Annotated in this window: 17 protein-coding genes and 1 tRNA gene; 13 read left to right on the top strand and 5 right to left on the bottom strand. The window is 43.6% G+C overall.

The genetic code is table 11. The features are described from left to right. Positions 1–28 precede the first annotated feature (28 nt). From V7K76_RS07200 to rfbD, 3 genes are all read left to right on the top strand, one after another. Positions 29–1105 (top strand): glucose-1-phosphate thymidylyltransferase, encoded by a 1077-nt coding sequence (locus tag V7K76_RS07200; RefSeq protein ID WP_334778372.1) that lies wholly within the window; start codon positions 29–31, stop codon positions 1103–1105. 118 nt (positions 1106–1223) lie between these two features. Continuing rightward, on the top strand, positions 1224–1769 hold the full coding sequence (gene rfbC, locus V7K76_RS07195; protein ID WP_334778371.1) for a dTDP-4-dehydrorhamnose 3,5-epimerase: 546 nt from the start codon (positions 1224–1226) through the stop codon (positions 1767–1769). Positions 1770–1939: 170 nt separating this feature from the next. Then, the gene (rfbD, locus tag V7K76_RS07190; RefSeq protein WP_334778495.1) at positions 1940–2860 is read left to right on the top strand and encodes a dTDP-4-dehydrorhamnose reductase; all 921 of its coding nucleotides are present in this window, start codon (positions 1940–1942) and stop codon (positions 2858–2860) included. A gap of 38 nt (positions 2861–2898) precedes the next feature. Here the strand turns inward: rfbD and V7K76_RS07185 are convergent, their stop codons facing one another. Continuing rightward, entirely contained in the window at positions 2899–3633 is a 735-nt protein-coding gene (locus V7K76_RS07185; RefSeq protein WP_334778370.1) for a 2-phosphosulfolactate phosphatase family protein, read from the bottom strand. 397 nt (positions 3634–4030) lie between these two features. Here V7K76_RS07185 and V7K76_RS07180 point away from each other — a divergent pair, with 397 nt between their 5' ends. The 3 genes from V7K76_RS07180 to V7K76_RS07170 are packed head-to-tail and all read left to right on the top strand — an operon-like array spanning position 4031 to position 5740. Continuing rightward, complete coding sequence (locus V7K76_RS07180; RefSeq protein WP_069069046.1) at positions 4031–4450, top strand: BlaI/MecI/CopY family transcriptional regulator; 420 nt, start codon at positions 4031–4033, stop codon at positions 4448–4450. Beyond that, entirely contained in the window at positions 4450–5289 is an 840-nt protein-coding gene (locus tag V7K76_RS07175) for a M56 family metallopeptidase (RefSeq protein ID WP_334951411.1), read from the top strand. Before V7K76_RS07180 ends, V7K76_RS07175 begins: the two co-directional genes overlap by 1 nt. Positions 5290–5335: 46 nt before the next feature. Beyond that, on the top strand, positions 5336–5740 hold the full coding sequence (locus V7K76_RS07170; RefSeq protein ID WP_334778369.1) for a hypothetical protein: 405 nt from the start codon (positions 5336–5338) through the stop codon (positions 5738–5740). Between the two features lie 102 nt (positions 5741–5842). On the opposite strand, the gene V7K76_RS07165 is transcribed toward V7K76_RS07170, so the two are convergent. The 4 genes from V7K76_RS07165 to V7K76_RS07150 form a co-directional block, all read right to left on the bottom strand. Continuing rightward, a tRNA-Asn gene (locus tag V7K76_RS07165) sits at positions 5843–5914 on the bottom strand. 136 nt (positions 5915–6050) lie between these two features. Further along, a complete protein-coding gene (locus tag V7K76_RS07160) occupies positions 6051–6599 on the bottom strand; it encodes an NYN domain-containing protein (protein WP_334706186.1) in 549 nt (182 codons plus the stop codon). Between the two features lie 354 nt (positions 6600–6953). Next, positions 6954–7631, bottom strand: coding sequence for an ABC transporter ATP-binding protein (locus V7K76_RS07155; RefSeq protein ID WP_179066788.1), 678 nt, complete (start codon positions 7629–7631; stop codon positions 6954–6956). 13 nt (positions 7632–7644) lie between these two features. Continuing rightward, a complete protein-coding gene (locus tag V7K76_RS07150; protein ID WP_012410874.1) occupies positions 7645–7917 on the bottom strand; it encodes a hypothetical protein in 273 nt (90 codons plus the stop codon). Positions 7918–8310: 393 nt separating this feature from the next. Here V7K76_RS07150 and psbD point away from each other — a divergent pair, with 393 nt between their 5' ends. From psbD to V7K76_RS07115, 7 genes are all read left to right on the top strand, one after another. Then, positions 8311–9366: a photosystem II D2 protein (photosystem q(a) protein) gene (gene psbD / locus V7K76_RS07145; RefSeq protein WP_292844628.1), complete on the top strand. Its 1056-nt coding sequence runs from the start codon at positions 8311–8313 to the stop codon at positions 9364–9366. Positions 9367–10329: 963 nt separating this feature from the next. Continuing rightward, on the top strand, positions 10330–10611 hold the full coding sequence (locus tag V7K76_RS07140; protein ID WP_334778368.1) for a 4a-hydroxytetrahydrobiopterin dehydratase: 282 nt from the start codon (positions 10330–10332) through the stop codon (positions 10609–10611). Positions 10612–11212: 601 nt separating this feature from the next. Beyond that, the gene (locus V7K76_RS07135) at positions 11213–12937 is read left to right on the top strand and encodes an iron uptake porin (protein ID WP_334778367.1); all 1725 of its coding nucleotides are present in this window, start codon (positions 11213–11215) and stop codon (positions 12935–12937) included. 760 nt (positions 12938–13697) lie between these two features. Further along, complete coding sequence (locus V7K76_RS07130; RefSeq protein WP_334778366.1) at positions 13698–14135, top strand: RrF2 family transcriptional regulator; 438 nt, start codon at positions 13698–13700, stop codon at positions 14133–14135. Between the two features lie 209 nt (positions 14136–14344). Further along, on the top strand, positions 14345–15307 hold the full coding sequence (gene cysK, locus V7K76_RS07125) for a cysteine synthase A (protein WP_334778365.1): 963 nt from the start codon (positions 14345–14347) through the stop codon (positions 15305–15307). Positions 15308–15322: 15 nt separating this feature from the next. After that, positions 15323–16024, top strand: coding sequence for a J domain-containing protein (locus V7K76_RS07120; protein WP_334778364.1), 702 nt, complete (start codon positions 15323–15325; stop codon positions 16022–16024). Positions 16025–16301: 277 nt separating this feature from the next. Beyond that, positions 16302–17174: a 6-carboxytetrahydropterin synthase gene (locus V7K76_RS07115; protein WP_334778363.1), complete on the top strand. Its 873-nt coding sequence runs from the start codon at positions 16302–16304 to the stop codon at positions 17172–17174. Positions 17175–17216: the final 42 nt, after the last annotated feature.

The raw sequence follows: 17216 nt of genomic DNA, 5'->3' as shown, positions 1-17216 counted from the left end.
AATGACTGTGAATTAATCCGAAATCTTTATGAAAGCACTAATTCTCTCTGGCGGTAAAGGTACACGTCTACGTCCCCTCACCTACAGCGGAGCCAAACAACTTGTACCAGTTGCTAATAAACCTGTTTTATGGTATGGAATTGAAGAAATGGTAGCTGCTGGTATTACTGATATTGGCATCATCATCAGTCCAGAAACCGGCGCAGAAGTCCAAGGGAAAACTGGAAATGGAGAATACTTTGGAGCAAAGATCACCTATATAGTACAAGACCAGCCACTTGGACTTGCTCACGCCGTTCAAATCGCCCGTCCATTTTTAGGTGATTCTCCCTTTGTTATGTACTTGGGCGATAACCTCATTCAACTAGGTGAGTTACGTTACTTTCTGCAACAATTTAGTCAACAACAGCCAGATGCTCTGATTCTCTTGCGTTCGGTTGTCAACCCTAGCGCCTTTGGTGTGGCTCAGGTGGATGAAACAGGACGGGTATTACAATTAATTGAGAAACCCAAAGTTCCTCCTTCAAACTTGGCATTGGTAGGAGTTTATTTCTTTTCTCACCTTATCTATGATGCGATCGCAAATATCCAACCTTCCACCAGAGGCGAACTAGAAATTACTGATGCTATTCAATACCTAATTAATCAGAAAAAGCAAGTTGTAGCCCATAATCTCCAAGGTTGGTGGTTAGATACTGGTAAGAAAGATGACTTATTAGAAGCTAATCGACTAATTCTCGACACCTATTTAACGGCATCAGTTGTCGGCGAAGTTGATCCCCAAAGTCAGATTACTGGACGAGTCCAAATTGGTGCAAAATCTAAAGTAATTAACTGCACAATTCGGGGGCCAGTAGTAATTGGTAGCAATTGTCATTTAGAAAACTGCTTTATTGGCCCTTATAGTAGTATTGCAAACAATGTCACACTTATTGATACTGATTTAGAACACAGTGTGATTTTAGAAGGCGCTAAAATTGCCGGAATCCATCAGCGTATTATTGATAGTGTCATTGGACAACGGGCGCAATTGACTCTTGCAGCCCGTCGCCCCAAAGCTTTGCGATTTCTAATTGGCGATGACTGTCAAATTGAACTAACGTAATTTACTCCTTAAAAAGAGGACAAGCCATAGTCAAAGGTTGAGCAGAGTGCCTGTAAAATATAGATGCTAAATTCATTTAACAATCAGAACACTGCGGCACATCCTATAAATAATATTAATGAGCATTTTACATACCAAAATTTCTGAAGTTCTACAAATTGAACCCCAAGTATTTGCAGACGATCGCGGTTTCTTTTTTGAAGCCTACAACCACCAAAGTTTTGCTCGAAAAACAGGTATTATTACGAACTTTGTGCAAGATAACCACTCTTATTCTAAACAAAACGTTCTGCGTGGGCTGCACTACCAAATCCAACAACCCCAAGGTAAACTCATTCGTGCTGTTGTCGGGACTATTTTCGATGTAGCCGTTGACATTAGAAAAAGCTCTCCTACCTTCGGTAAATGGGTGGGTTATGAACTCAGTGCTGAGAACAAACGCCTCCTGTGGATACCACTAGGCTTTGCTCACGGCTTCCTCGTGCTTTCAGAAATAGCCGAAGTTCTCTACAAAACTACAGATTATTACGCGCCCCAAAGCGATCGCACAATCTTATGGAACGATCCAGATTTAGCGATAGATTGGCCCCTCACTGCATCACCCATTTTATCAGCCAAAGACCAAGCCGGCAAACCTCTTAAAACTGCTGAAATATTTGATTAAGTAGTCATTGGTCATTGGTCATTGGATTTTGTTACAGACCCCTCCTCTTGTAATACCCTAAGCTTACTTTTATGGTGAAGGGAAAAACTTTGTCTTTCATCGGAATAATTCAAACCACGTTAAAGAGTGGGCGTAGCTTCTCTTGGACTAATGACTAATAACTAATGACTATGAGTAAATCAATTCTGCTGATTGGTAGCAATGGTCAAGTGGGTAAGGAACTGCAACAGATCCTCACATCCCATAGCAATGTTATCTCAGTAGCACGCCCAACAGTAGACCTTGCCCAACCCGATACTCTCCGCAAAGTTATCAGATCAAAGCAGCCGCAAATCATCATTAACGCCGCTGCTTACACTGCTGTAGACAAAGCTGAAAGCGAAACCGAACTTGCTACCGCTATTAATGCTATTGCACCCCTAATTCTTGCCCAAGAAAGCCAAAAATTAGGAGCTTTTCTAATTCATATTTCGACCGATTACGTTTTTGATGGTAATGGCTGTAGCCCTTATCAGGAAACTGATGCGACTAATCCTTTGAGTGTCTACGGTAAAACCAAACTCGCTGGAGAAGAAGCTATTCGGGAAACTTGTGCCCATCACCTTATACTCCGTACTGCTTGGGTTTATGGAAACTTTGGCAAAAGTAACTTTGTCAAAACCATGCTGCGACTAGGTGCAGAACGTCAAGAACTCCGTGTTGTAGCCGATCAAATTGGTAGCCCTACCTGGGCGCAAGATATAGCCGCAGTTATCGCCCAGATAATTCCCCAGTTAACTCCAGAAATTAGCGGCACTTATCACTACACTAATAGCGGTGTTGCTAGCTGGTATGATTTTGCCGTTGCCATTTTTGAAGAAGCCCAACAGCTAGGCTTCCCTTTGAAAGTTGAAAGCATTGTTCCCATTACAACCGCCGAATATCCCACACCAGCCCGTCGCCCTGCTTATTCCGTCCTTGCTTGTGGAAAAATTTCCGCACTTCTAGGGACTTATCCCCCTCATTGGCGGCAAAGACTCCGACAAATGCTTCAAGATTGGGTATTGGGTACTGGGGACTGGGGATTGGGGATTGGGAAAACTCTTCCTTAATCCCCAGTCCCTAGTCCCTAGTCCCTAGTCCCCAGTCCCTATCCCCTTTTTAATACTCCTGTCTCTCGTTGTATGGGCAAAACATCCAAAATATCAGTTTGGGAACAATATTTTAAATCATCTAGACAGTCAAGGCGTAACAATCTTTGACCGTGACTAGCTAGGTGAAGTAATCCTAATAAGTTATCTTGCCATTGAGAGTAAAGAGCGATCGCACTAATTACTTCATCATTTCCAGCGAGTTCTTCTGGTGACAACTTGGTTTGTTGCAAAATACTATGAGCGATCGCACCTGCACAAACTGTATCCTCTAAGGAAAAACTACCTTCCCAACCAGAACCGACAATCCACACTGTTTCTGGTTGCAAATCTTGGAGAAATTGCACCACCGCCGCCCGGTTAATCAAGGCTGCTGCTAAGACATTTGGCGAATCTTGTACCCGTTGTAAGGCACGAGTGCCATTTGTGGTACTGATAAACAAACGCCGCCCTTCTACCAATTCTGGTGTGCAGTCGAGGGGAGAGTTACCCAACTCAAAGCCAGCAACTTTTGCGCCGCCGCGTTCTCCAGCCCGCAGACGTTTTTCAGGGGGCCATTTTTCGCTAACTTCAATTAACTGATCTAAATCGCTGAATACTTGTACCGCTTCACCTCCAGATGCCAAAACTGTCGCAATTGTGCTAGTGGCTCGCAAGACATCAACTGCGATCGCACATTCTGGCGCTTTATCCGTTGGAGTCAATTCAGGAGTGTGGTATACGAATAACTTCACGGGCTGGATACACCTGTTTTAATACTACTGCCGCAAATAATATTCTACCTAGTTGGGGTCATTAACTATAATTTCAATTAGTTATGGAGCATTTTTTACCATCAAAATACAAAATGTATGTTATTCAATACATAAATGGGAGTGGGGAAGAAAACTGCTTACTAAGGGCTGGGGTTTTAACTAAATCTTAAGAGTCCCTAATACCTAATAAATATTCAAAAAGTCCATTGATATGGTTTTAGACTTTCAGACTGCTGCACTATCTTGTAATCTAAAACTAGAACAGACCTTCTAAAAGGGGAAAAATTTACAGCTTTAAGGTTACAACCCAAAGGGACGAATATTCACTCATTCCCAATTCCCCACTCCCCACTCCCCACTCCCCATCGAAATTGCTATGGCACCTTTACCCGACTACCGCCCTAAACAACTATCTTTAGGCCCGTTGGAAGCGGAAATTTTAAATATCATTTGGGAACTTGGTTCAGCCACAGTCAAGGATGTACACGATCGCATCCTCGCCGATCCCAACCGCGAATTAGCCTATACTTCTGTCACCACCGTTTTACGTCGCCTCACTGATAAAGGTTGGTTAGCCTGCGACAAGAAAGAGCGCGCATTCTATTGGCGGCCAATGCTGAGTAAGCAGCAATCAGATGTCATCAAAGCTCACGAGCAGTTACAGCGATTTTTAGCGGTAGGGAATCCCGATGTTATTGCTGCCTTTGCTGATAGTTTAGATGAAGCAGCTAGTGAGCAAATAGCAGCGATCGCCAAACGCATTCAATCTGCACGCCAAGCCAGGGAGGAACAATGATGCATCTGATGATGATTTTGAATGCTTTGGCAGTCGGCTGGTGGTTAAGATCCGTTTGGAATCAACCCCAAGGCAATTGGAATTTGCGGTGGCAGCGATCGCTGTTTCTATTCCTCTTCCCGCCCTTGCTAATTTTCATGACTGCGATCGCTGTGCTGTTCATGGGGCCTCAAGGACAAATGGGCGGAATGTATACAGGCTCAATTAGCTATTTACTAGCATTAATTTATTTGGCATTTTTTGCCATTTCATGCATTAAACTTGCCTTCAAGGGTTGGCAGTCAGTAGAATCTGCCCGTAACTGTCCCCTAGTGAATGTTGGCGATAGACGAGCCAGACTGCTGCAAACGGGCGCGTTGTTTGCAGGTCAAATCGGTTTTTGGCAACCAGAACTAGTAGTTAGCCAAGGATTAGTGCAAACTCTCTCACCTGCTCATTTAGAAAGTGTCTTAGCCCATGAGCAAGGGCATCACCATTACAGGGATACATTCTGGTTTTTTTGGCTGGGTTGGGTGCGTTCCTGCACTGCATGGTTGCCGAATACAGAGCCTTTGTGGGAAGAACTTTTAGCTTTGCGCGAACTTCGTGCCGACGGTTATGCAGCATTGCAGGTAGATCCTCTGGTGCTAGCGGAATCACTTTTATTAGTAGTTAGTAGCAGCCCAGTTTTATCAGAAATTTGCTGTGCTGCATTAGGTTCCTCTGGTGCAGATCGCTTAGAACAAAGAGTAGAAGCTTTATTAGCACCACCAGAACCAACCCCAGAAGCTCAATTGCAATCCTGGCATGGCTTTCTGTTGGCGTTCCTACCTCTACTGACTGTGATATTTCACACTTAAGTTGAATTGAAAAAGCGATTTTAATAACAAATGTAGAGACGTAGCAGTGCTACGTCTCTATTTAATTTTTGTAAGTCGATGCATTAGTTGGCTTATTCTTCTTCTAGCAACTGTTCTATATATTTTTGCACTAAAGGCACTTGAAAAGCATTGCCTTCTGGAGTCAAAATTTATTTTCGCGTTAGTTTGCGGACAACGCCTTTGTCTTGCTGCGTGGGAGTTTCCCCGTGGATTATCCGGCACAGGAGAGAGCGTAGGCGTAGCCCGTCGTAGACATCGCTATCTGCTAAACTCTTCCATAATTCCCGAAAATACTCATCGCCTCGCTCAAGCACAACAAGTATCTGAGAAAAATATTTATTTGGCAAATAGGTCAATGTTCACTGCTACAAGTGCAGAACAAACCCTTGATGCGATCGCAGTCTTTCTTAAAATTCCCACACTTGTTTAGGACAAGCACCAAAATACCCATGATTCAGAAACGTCACACCCGAGTTAAGCGACCATAAATCTCTGATCGATAATCTAAAATCCAAAATCCAAAATCTCTAAACTCCCCAGGCTGGATTCGAACCAGCGACCAATCGATTAACAGTCGATCGCTCTACCACTGAGCTACTGAGGATCACTCACGATTTATAATCTTAGGACTAAAAATAGAATTTGGCAAGTACTTTCGATAATATTTTTTTTAGATGCTTAATTTATAGAAATTTTGCAGCCAAAACCCATTCAGGAACTTAAGCAGAGAGTGTTAAATACTACAATCCCATTCGTAATTCAGCCAGACGTTGCCGCGCCTTCGCATCAATTGCATTAGCTAAAAACCTACTCTTAGATTGTTTGCGCGTATGATACTTTTGTCGCATCCGGCAAACAGTGGCTTCCACTTCCCCGCAAAGTTGTTGTGCAGACAACCATTCAGCCCCATACCCTTGGATCATTAACTGTTGTGCCCGATCTGATGTAGCAACAATCACACGAGAAATTAAAGATTGAGCTATTTGCTGCCGAAAAGAAGCACAGGATTTTTCAATATAAGTATCTGCTGTTTGCCCAAAATCAGTGTAATAAACAGATAAAAGCTCAGTAATTATTTCTTTATTACTAGAGCAATTTTGATATTGGGCATCAAAAACTATCTGAGTTGTGTAACCTTGAAACGCACTATAACCAGTCATCGCTTCCACAAGTTCGCCCCGTGCGGCCTCTAATCCAACGCTATCACGCGTTTTTTTAAGGCAAGGCCAAGCACCTATGATATTGTAGCCGTCCACTAACAAAACGGCTTGGAGTAAGGAACGGGGCATGGTTTTTAATCACAATTTTCTAGAGTTAACAAAATTCATTCATAAGTTTTATAATAATTGATCAATTGTGTGTAACACTATGCTACATAGAATAAAAAATACGGCAGCCTCACAAAACTCAAGCCTAAGATAGACGCACCAACTTAAAACGCGCCTTTTAAACAAAGGCGCGTTAAAGTTCTTTTTTAGTAGTATTCAAGAGTGCAGTTAAGGAATAGCTAGGGTTGAGCCAGTGCAATGAATTTTACTTATTTACTCAACACGGCCTAAACGCCCCGCTACCGCTAACAGCACTCATTACTCATTACTCATCACTCCTAACTCCTAACTCAGCACTCATTACTCAGCACTCAATTAGGAAGCTTCGCTGTCTACCTCCATTAGACGTTGTTTGAGGCGTTGGGGTTCACCCCTATCTACCAGAGAGCCTTTTTCTAGCAAAAAAGCGCCGTCACAGTAATTTAACTCGTCTAATCGATGTGTCACCCAGAGGGCTGTAATACCTCGACTTTTGACAAGGCGGCGGACACCAGCAACTAAATCTAACTGGCTATCTGGATCTAGTAAGGCAGTGGGTTCATCTAATAATAGAACTTCACAGCGACGGGCGATCGCACCGGCGATCGCGACTCGCTGTTTCTGTCCCCCAGAGAGTGCATAGATAGGGCGTCGTTGCAGGGTAAGCAAATTCACCGCTCCCAGCGCCTCCTCAACCCTGGCTCTGGTAGCAGCAGGTGGCAACTTTTCTTCCACCAATCCAAAAGCCACATCAGCACCAACCGTTGGCATCACCAGTTGATGATCCGGATTTTGGAAGACAAAACCAACGGGGTGCAAAACCCGAATTTCGCCAGATTCAGGAGCTAATAACCCCGCCAGCAGTCTCAGTAACGTTGATTTTCCGCTGCCATTTGTACCCAAGAGCATCCAAAACTCACCCTTGGGTACTTCTAAAGAGCAAGATTTGATCACTTTCTCTCCATTAGGCCAACTGAAATTTAAATCCTTGACTTCAATGCCAACTTGAGACATTTGTCAACCTTAGTTACTCAGCAGCTACAGCGAAAAAGCCAGGTGGTCTGCCACCACCAGGGGTTGTACCATCTTTCTGAACAATCTGCACCCCAGAAATTTCACTAGCGCGGACAGCAATTTTTTTCTCTGTCTTGCCCTCGCACTTGAGTTCTACAATGTCAGGGTTCCCAGAACGGATTGCTGCCAAAATTAGCTGATAGACAGCCTCAGCATCCTCTGCTGACTTACGTTGTACTGAAATAGGGAAAGCAGTGTTTCTGATGCTTAAATCGATGGTAAACATTTAGCAATAATCAAATTTAACTGTGGACTCATTTTAGCGTCAGCTGAGTGATTCTAGGGAAATGGGGGTTGGGGACTGGGGACTGGGGATTGGGAATTGGGCATGGAGAAGAGGCAGAGGGGCAGGGTGCGGGGGGTAGGGGGAAAACTCTTCTCCTAACTCCTAACTCCCACCTCCTAACTCCTAACTCCCACTTCATCTGAATCAAAAATTAATTTTTATTACAAAACCTCTAGAAAAATTAGCGATTTACACCTAATATGATTAAAGGTGTGTAAAAAATTGTAAACTTGGTTAACAACCCGGTTAACTTTCTGCTTATAGAAGGCTTTTATATAGCCATCTATAATACAGATACAACCTGTACTTATAAACATTTGGAGATTTGCTCTAATGACCATCGCAGTTGGACGCGCCCCCAGTAGAGGGTGGTTTGACGTTCTCGACGACTGGCTCAAGCGCGATCGCTTCGTATTCGTAGGTTGGTCAGGGATATTATTATTCCCCTGCGCCTTCCTAGCACTAGGCGGTTGGCTGACCGGCACCACCTTCGTCACCTCTTGGTACACCCACGGATTAGCCTCCTCCTACCTAGAAGGTGCGAACTTCCTGACAGTGGCAGTATCCACCCCCGCCGACAGCATGGGACATTCCCTACTGCTGTTGTGGGGGCCAGAAGCCCAAGGCAACCTCACCCGTTGGTTTCAATTGGGTGGTTTGTGGCCATTCGTTGCCCTACACGGAGCCTTTGGTTTGATTGGCTTCATGTTGCGGCAATTTGAAATTGCGCGCCTAGTAGGTATCCGTCCTTACAACGCCCTCGCCTTCTCTGCTCCCATCGCGGTATTCGTCAGCGTATTTCTGATCTACCCCTTGGGACAATCAAGCTGGTTCTTTGCTCCCAGCTTTGGCGTGGCTGCTATCTTCCGGTTCCTACTATTCCTGCAAGGCTTCCATAACTGGACACTCAACCCCTTCCACATGATGGGTGTTGCGGGTGTATTGGGTGGTGCGCTATTGTGCGCCATTCATGGTGCAACAGTAGAGAACACCTTGTTTGAAGACGGCGATGGTGCTAACACCTTCCGCGCCTTCAATCCCACCCAGTCGGAAGAAACCTACTCAATGGTGACGGCAAACCGTTTCTGGTCACAGATTTTCGGTATTGCTTTCTCAAACAAGCGCTGGTTGCACTTCTTTATGTTGTTCGTGCCAGTCACCGGTTTGTGGATGAGTGCCGTTGGCATTGTCGGTTTAGCACTCAACCTGCGGGCTTATGATTTCGTCTCCCAAGAATTACGGGCGGCGGAAGACCCTGAGTTTGAAACCTTCTATACCAAAAACATTTTGCTGAATGAGGGTATCCGCGCTTGGATGGCTCCTCAAGATCAACCCCACGAACAATTTGTATTCCCTGAGGAAGTTCTACCTCGCGGTAATGCTCTCTAAGAATTAAAATCCGGCTATGTCCTGAATTAGGATTGTGGTGGATAAAAATTGACATCACCCAGATGAAATAATCTCCTTGTAATAAACCAAGAAAGTGTCAATATTCGCCATTCTCTAATTATCTCTCACCAAAAGGTGGGAGATTTTTTTTGTATATGGTTAATATCTCTAAATTTATGTGTTATGTTAGGTGAAGGTTATAAACCCAGAGTAAATACTCTGCCCTTTGAAAACTAAGACCGCTTAGGCAATAAGGAGGTGATGCCCATGATAGAAAGTAGTAAATGCATGGGTCATCAGGTTGCAGTTAGCCGGCTGTGTGCCGGGGCTGTTCTCTAAAAGTTAGCCTTAGTTATCTTTGAGATACTAAGTTAGCTCAAGTAGCTAGGCAAGCTCGGAGTTCCTTCCGGCAGTCTGGTTGCAACCTGAAGACCCGCTAGACCGCTCTGAGTTAGACCATCCGATCTAAATCAGGGCGGATAGTTTTTTTATGGGTGACTTTTACTAGTTGCTTTTGAAAACTTAGATGGAGATGGCTGTGGTAGTCATTAAGCTTTATCGTTGGCACAGCCTCTCTTAGAGTGCTGGTAAAGCCAACACATTTAAGTTTTTTTAAAGACGAATATCTTACATCAAACTTTGGGGACTGATCGGATTTGAGTAATAGCGTCTATCTACCAAGTCTGATTTAAATATGCACACACATATTATGTCCTAATCTATCCTCCTATATTTTTTGTATGGAAAATAAAAGAAGTTTGCCTTTCTCAACAAAAATCGGCGGGATTCCCATCCCAAAAAGAAGGGTGTCCGGGATAGCCGCCCGCCGATTTAGTCATTAGTTATTAGTCATTAGCACCAATGACTAATGACTAATAACTAATGACTTCGATTTCCCCCCAGCTTCAAGCCGGGGGATGAGTTAAATGCAAAATGTAACAAATTAATTAGGAATTTTTTGATATGGCACAACTACTCACCGAAGCGGAAATTCAAAAACAGGCTAAGGTTCTGGCAGATTGGACTGTTGAAGACTCCAAATTGCAGATTACCCGCACATTCAAAGATTTTATTGAAGCAATTGAGTTTGTCAATAAACTAGTAGAGCCAGCTGAGTCAGCCGGACATCATCCAGACATAGAGATTTCTTACAACAAAGTGAAGATTATACTCACAACACATGATGCAGGTGGGTTGACGCAGCCAGACTTTGATGTAGCGCGGGCGATTTCCCAAATCAACTAAGTACGGCATTTCATTAATTTGTAGCGAAGAAATTTGGCAAACCTCTGTGTCACTCTGCGCTAACCTCTTTGTGTCCCTCTGCGTTTAAAAACGCTACGATTTTACGCAAAGCTGTACTAAGTGATTTCTTTTGATATGTTGCACCAAGCGACTAGAAGTTACAGCAACACAGACTAAGTTGGTAAGCGTGAATAATTAAAGGCTCGTAGTAAGCGGCTCTAACCTTATTCTCATGGCTGGAGCCGCTTATTACGAGCCAATTAAATTTACATTGCGTAATCAGCATTAGGGAGCGAGTGACCTAAATACTACTCCCTGCTTAGATATTTAGATCGGTAGGTGTGACAGTTATTAAGGCGATCGCTCTAATCTTGCCATCTAGATCAGATGTTTTATAATGTTATGATATGAACATATGTTTTTGCATAAGTTAATCAGATAAGTTTTTAACCCCAAGTTAATCGTTTATTAGCTTTGCAAAAACTAAAATTGTAGTAGTGGCAACTATGCCTCATCCACAGGTTTCAATGAGATGTTGCATTTTTGAGAATTAGGTGCAACGAAACCAATTATCAAACAAGGTGTGAGGAGTAAAGTAAAGATGTCTAATCTTTTGTGGAAATCCTTAGTGGTTAGCCCAGCAGTCTTGGGAGCAACATTGTTAGTTTCGACAACAGCAATGGCGGCTCCAAGCACAACCACTAAAGTATCACCAGCTAAACAACTAGGTGTATCTGAAGTTGCTCAACAGCCAGAAGTATTGGCTCAAACAACGATAGATCAAGTTAATCGCTACAGTAACGAAGGCAACCAAAATAACTCTCAGTCTCAAGTAACATCAGTTTCGCAATTTTCTGACGTACAACCTACCGACTGGGCATTCCAAGCATTACAGTCGTTGGTTGAGCGCTATGGTTGTATTGCAGGTTATCCAAATGCTACTTATCGCGGTAATCGTGCTTTAACCCGTTATGAATTTGCCGCTGGTTTAAATGCCTGTTTGGATCGGGTTAACGAATTAATTGCTACAGCTACAGCTGACTTGGTGACTAAGCAAGACTTAGCTACCTTGCAGCGGTTACAAGAAGAGTTTTCCGCAGAATTGGCAACCCTACGTGGTCGCGTAGATTCCCTAGAAGCGCGGACTGCTGAATTGGAAGCTCATCAGTTCTCCACTACTACAAAATTAGTCGGTGAAGCCATTTTTGGCGTTACTGATGCCTTTGGTGGTACGAATGGTAACAATAACAATGCTGTCTTCCAAGATCGGGTACGTTTAGACTTGCAAACCAGCTTTACGGGTAGAGACGTTTTACATACCCGTCTAGCAGCCGGTAATGCACAAGCTTTTGCATTAGCTGGTAATAACGTTGGTGTTGGTGCTGAAGGCACACAAACATTTCAAGTTGGTAATGGCAATGGTAACAACAGTGTCAGTATAGACCGCTTGACTTATGAAGTTCCCATTGGCCCAGCCAACGTCTACATTGCAGCTAGTGGTGGACAGCATAGCCAGTATGCTGCTGTCAACAACCCTTACTTTTTTGACAACACTGACGGCGGTAACGGTGCTTTATCTACATTTGCTTCTGAAAGTCCCATCTATCGGATTGGTGGCGGTGCAGGTATAGCGCTGAATGTACCCCTTGGTAAAGGTGGCGGCATTCTGGGAAATAGCTCAATCACTGCGGGTTACTTGGCATCGAATGCTAATAATCCTGGTCTTGTAAACGGTCAAGATCAAGGTCTGACGAACGGGAGTTATGCTGCTTTAGGACAGTTGAACTTTAGTGTTGGCGATCGCGTGGCTTTAGCTGCTACTTACGTCCACGGGTATAATGCTGGTGGTGGTTCGTTGTTCAACTCAACTACGGTAAACGGAAACGGAATTGGACCAGTAGTAGGTACTAATCAAGCTAACACTTTAATAGATGCAGGTTCTAGCAATTCCTACGGTGTCGAGGCTGCCTTTAGACCCAGTAACAAGCTATCAGTTAGTGGCTTCGTCTCTTACCACCAGGTCACTGGCTTCGGTCAAAATGATGATTATAACGCTTGGAGCTATGGTCTTGGAGTAGCCTTACCTGATTTTGGTAAAAAAGGTAACGTTTTAGGTATCTTCGCTGGTGCAGAACCCTATTCCTTTAACCGACCAGGTTTTGGTGGTAATAATGATATACCCTACCACTTTGAAGGCTTCTACAAGTATCGTGTGTCGGATAATATCTCCATTACTCCTGGTGTAATCTGGTTGACTTCTCCTGGTCAAAACAGCAATAACGACGATGCAATTATCGGTACACTCAGAACAACTTTCTCCTTCTAAAGTGTTGACTATCCACTAGCAATTTTTAACTCTACTTGTCCCCGCCATGAGGTGGGGCTTTTTATTTTCAGTGCAGCAATGGATAATCCCCAGTAGTTAACCGGAGTATACTAGAAAAAGTTAGGAGTTATGGCGGGTTTTATTATGAATAGATCAGAGCATTAGGGACTTCCAACAACTAAATTATCCAATCTTGTGGAGTGGGCATCTTGCCATTGGTGTCAACTTAAGCTGAAACCCTTTTCAAATCTAGTTTACAGCCTCTGGCTAGAAATGCAGTTCAATGCATCTCTGCCGCCAGCAAGGGAGGCGGAGCCTCTAGGACGGCATTCCCAGTCGGAGACTGGGAACGAGACAATATCTAAAAGCTGGTTCTAGGCTTGCTTTCAAGTTAAATTGACACCAATGGCATCTTGTCCACCTTGGGCTACAGGAGGGTTTTACCTGTGTAGACGTGGTTTATGAACCAATACGCTTGGGTTAAGGGCTACTGGCAACAATTTTGGGTTTTCGAGACGCGATAAATCGCCGTCTCTACAAGTGTTTTGTTGCTCATTCTGAACTGTATTGGTTTATAAACGCTGATTTCACTTTTTCGGAGTGAGCTTTTCTAATAGAACTTGGGTGTATAAAGTTACATATTGTGTAATATCCTAACTTTAGCAATTTGAGATTTTGGATTTTAGATTGAAGGAAAAATCTAAAATCTAAATGAATAACTCCTAACTCTTAATTCCTAACCCTTAACTTATTGCTGCTTGTGGAACTATCCTGTAAATCGGAATACGCAATTCTCGCCTTATTAGAAATGGCCGCTCATTACGAAAGCGGCGAACCTCTGCAAATTCGACAAATTGCAGCACAACAAAACATACCCGATCGCTATCTAGAACAGCTACTAGCAACCTTGAGGCGTGGCGGTATAGTCAAGAGTCAGCGCGGATCAAAAGGTGGCTATCTGTTAACTCGAGAACCACGGAAAATCATTGTTTTTGAGATTTTAGAATGTTTAGAAGGTTTGGAGGCGGGTACTGGTCAAGAAAATATTAATCCCAAAACGCTAGACAGTTCGGTTATAGAAGAAATTTGGCAAGAAGCAAGTCAAGCGGCAAATTCAGTGTTGCAAAAATATACACTCCAGGATCTTTGTGAAAAACGAGATTCGCGGCGGCAGTTGGATATCATGTACTACATTTAGTCATTGGTCATTTGTTAATGACTAATTACTAATGACTAATAACAAAGTAAGTGGGTAGGAATAAATCAAACTATGTTACACGATGTAAATATAATTAAATTAGCTCGTAGTAAGCGACTTTTCCCCTGAAAATGGGCTGTAGTCGCTGATTACAAACCTTTCATTATTAATACCCACTTACTTAATAACTAATAACTAAGGACTAAATTATGAGAATAGCTCGTAACATTACAGAACTGGTTGGTCGTACACCTCTAGTGCAGTTGAACCGCATTCCCCAAACAGAAGGATGTGTTGCGGAAATTGTGGTGAAGTTGGAAAGTATGAACCCCTCAGCATCAGTCAAAGACCGGATTGGGGTGAGTATGATTAACGCCGCAGAGGAAGACGGACTAATTACTCCTGGGAAGACAATATTGGTAGAACCCACCTCTGGAAACACAGGAATTGCCCTAGCAATGGCAGCAGCAGCTAAGGGTTATCGATTAATTTTGACAATGCCAGAAACGATGAGTGCGGAACGACGAGCAATGTTGCGGGCTTATGGAGCAGAACTAGAACTAACGCCAGGAATGGAGGGCATGAGTGGAGCAATTCAGAGGGCGGAGCAAATGGTTAATACTACGCCAAATACTTATATGTTGCAGCAGTTCCGCAATCCAGCCAATGCAAAAGTGCATCGGGAAACTACCGCAGAGGAAATCTGGGAAGATACTGATGGACAGGTAGATATAATCGTGGCGGGAGTGGGCACAGGTGGTACGATCAGTGGTGTCGCAGAAGTGATTAAAGCACGCAAGCCTAGTTCTAAAGCGATCGCAGTTGAACCAGCCAATAGCCCAGTTTTATCTGGGGGACGACCTGGCCCCCACAAAATTCAGGGGATTGGCGCTGGGTTTATTCCTCAAGTGTTAAAGATAAAATTGATTGATGAAGTGATTACCGTCAGCGATGAAGAAGCGATCGCCTACAGTCGGCGTTTGGCAAAAGAAGAAGGGCTACTATCTGGCATTTCCAGTGGAGCCGCTTTATGTGCAGCAATTCGCGTTGGCCAACGTCAAGAAAACAAAGGGCGTTTAATTGTGATGATTCAGCCCAGTTTTGGTGAGAGGTATTTAAGTACACCGTTGTTCCAAGACCTGGATACAAGGTTAGCCGCTAGCGTTAGTTAACGCTACATTGAATTAATGGTCAATTCTAAGCACGTTTCTAACCATTACGAAACTCTCAAAGTTAGTCCAAGTGCAAGCCAAGCGGAGATTAAGCAAGCTTATCGCCGCTTGGTTAAGTTATTTCATCCTGACAGTAATCAGGATACAGCCGATCGCGAGGAAATTATCCGCATCAATGCAGCTTATGAGGTCTTAGGCGATAACCAAAACCGCCGCATTTATGACCAAGAACTGCAAGATGACCCTCAAAAATTAAATAGCGATCGCCAACAGCGTACAGCATCAGCGCAAAAACATTACCAGACAAGACGAAAAACTGGACGGGATGTTGATGAGCAAGTTGAAGTATGGCTGCGCCAAGTTTACCAACCAGTAAATCGCTTACTTTGTAACATTCTCTATTCGTTAGAAGAACAAATGGATCAATTAGCGGCTGATCCCTTTGATGATGAGTTGTTAGATGAATTTCAGGAATACTTACAAGCCTGTCGAGATGACCTCAAGCAGGCACAAATTACTTTTCGCTCCCTGCCGAATCCGCCTAGTTTAGCAAGAACGGCGGCTCATCTTTACTACAGCCTCAATCAAGTAGCAGATGGACTCGATGAATTAGGTTACTTTCCTTTGAATTACGATGAGCGTTATTTACACACAGGTCAAGAACTATTCCGCATAGCTACGGGATTACACTGTGAAGCACAAGCGTCTGTTACATAATTATGGGGCATTGGGCATGGGGCATTGGGCATGGGGCAATTTCGCTGGATGACTAAGGAATAAGAATTAAATAACATACAATTTATGTCCCTAACTTACCTCACCCTCAATCCCTCTCCTTATAAAGTAGAGGGAAGCTAGAGACAGGATGAAGTTTTGGATCTTATTTAATCCACGTTCCTAATGACGAATGACCAATGACTAATGACTAAGAAATTAGTTTATGCTGGAAACAGAAAAAGGTTAAGAAATTTTAAATTCTGCTCATAGTGTACTCATGCCATGTATTGTTAATCGCCGCGCCCAGTTTTCAGCAAGTCATCGCTATTGGTTGCCAGAACTGAGTGAAGCCGAGAATATTGAGAAATTTGGTGCTGGCTCTAGATTTCCGGGACACGGACATAACTATGTCTTGTTCATCTCCCTAGCTGGGGAATTGGATGAATATGGCATGGTGCTGAACTTGTCTGATGTGAAACACGTAATTAAACAGGAAGTTACCAATCAATTGGACTTCTCTTATCTCAACGATGCGTGGGCAGAATTTCAACAAACTCTGCCCACCACTGAGAATATTGCACGGATTATCTGGCAACGACTAGCACCACACTTGCCTTTAGTCCGTGTGCAGTTATTTGAACATCCTGAACTTTGGGCAGATTATATGGGAAACGCAATGGAAGCCTACCTCACCATCAGTACTCACTTTAGCGCCGCCCATCGGCTAGCTCATCCTAATCTCAGTAACGAAGAAAACACGCTTGTTTATGGTAAGTGCGCTCGTCCCCACGGCCACGGGCACAACTATCATCTAGAAGTCACTGTCAAAGGGAAAATTGACCCACGTACCGGCATGATTATTGATTTAGGTGCCCTGAATCAAGTGGTGGAAGATTATGTGATAGAGCCATTCGATCACACTTTTTTAAACAAAGACATTCCTTACTTTGCCGAAGTTGTGCCCACTGCTGAGAATATCGCACTTTACATTAGTAATTTACTGCGATCGCCGATTGAAGAATTGGGAGCTAAACTTTACAAAGTAAAACTGATTGAAAGCCCTAATAACTCCTGCGAAATCTACTGCACTGAGTCAGAATCAGAGTCAGTCAGCCCAGCCGTGAATCAGCCAACACTAGCAAGAGTTTAGCTAATTGAAAATCAGGCATTGGGCATTGGGCATTGGGCATTG

It is taken from the genome of Nostoc sp. (genome assembly GCF_036917975.1).
Classification (GTDB): Bacteria; Cyanobacteriota; Cyanobacteriia; order Cyanobacteriales; family Nostocaceae; genus Nostoc.
The sequence above is the reverse complement of the archived record's forward strand: the minus strand, read 5'-3'. Positions and strand labels throughout refer to the sequence as shown.

Bases quoted from the DNA above. Each gene is read 5' to 3' on its own strand.
- V7K76_RS07200 (WP_334778372.1), top strand. From the start codon at position 29: ATGAAAGCACTAATTCTCTCTGGCGGTAAAGGTACACGTCTACGTCCC.
- rfbC (WP_334778371.1), top strand. From the start codon at position 1,224: ATGAGCATTTTACATACCAAAATTTCTGAAGTTCTACAAATTGAACCC.
- rfbD (WP_334778495.1), top strand. From the start codon at position 1,940: ATGAGTAAATCAATTCTGCTGATTGGTAGCAATGGTCAAGTGGGTAAG.
- V7K76_RS07180 (WP_069069046.1), top strand. From the start codon at position 4,031: ATGGCACCTTTACCCGACTACCGCCCTAAACAACTATCTTTAGGCCCG.
- V7K76_RS07175 (WP_334951411.1), top strand. From the start codon at position 4,450: ATGCATCTGATGATGATTTTGAATGCTTTGGCAGTCGGCTGGTGGTTA.
- V7K76_RS07160 (WP_334706186.1), bottom strand. From the start codon at position 6,599: ATGCCCCGTTCCTTACTCCAAGCCGTTTTGTTAGTGGACGGCTACAAT.
- V7K76_RS07155 (WP_179066788.1), bottom strand. From the start codon at position 7,631: ATGTCTCAAGTTGGCATTGAAGTCAAGGATTTAAATTTCAGTTGGCCT.
- V7K76_RS07150 (WP_012410874.1), bottom strand. From the start codon at position 7,917: ATGTTTACCATCGATTTAAGCATCAGAAACACTGCTTTCCCTATTTCA.
- psbD (WP_292844628.1), top strand. From the start codon at position 8,311: ATGACCATCGCAGTTGGACGCGCCCCCAGTAGAGGGTGGTTTGACGTT.
- V7K76_RS07140 (WP_334778368.1), top strand. From the start codon at position 10,330: ATGGCACAACTACTCACCGAAGCGGAAATTCAAAAACAGGCTAAGGTT.
- V7K76_RS07135 (WP_334778367.1), top strand. From the start codon at position 11,213: ATGTCTAATCTTTTGTGGAAATCCTTAGTGGTTAGCCCAGCAGTCTTG.
- cysK (WP_334778365.1), top strand. From the start codon at position 14,345: ATGAGAATAGCTCGTAACATTACAGAACTGGTTGGTCGTACACCTCTA.
- V7K76_RS07120 (WP_334778364.1), top strand. From the start codon at position 15,323: ATGGTCAATTCTAAGCACGTTTCTAACCATTACGAAACTCTCAAAGTT.
- V7K76_RS07115 (WP_334778363.1), top strand. From the start codon at position 16,302: ATGCCATGTATTGTTAATCGCCGCGCCCAGTTTTCAGCAAGTCATCGC.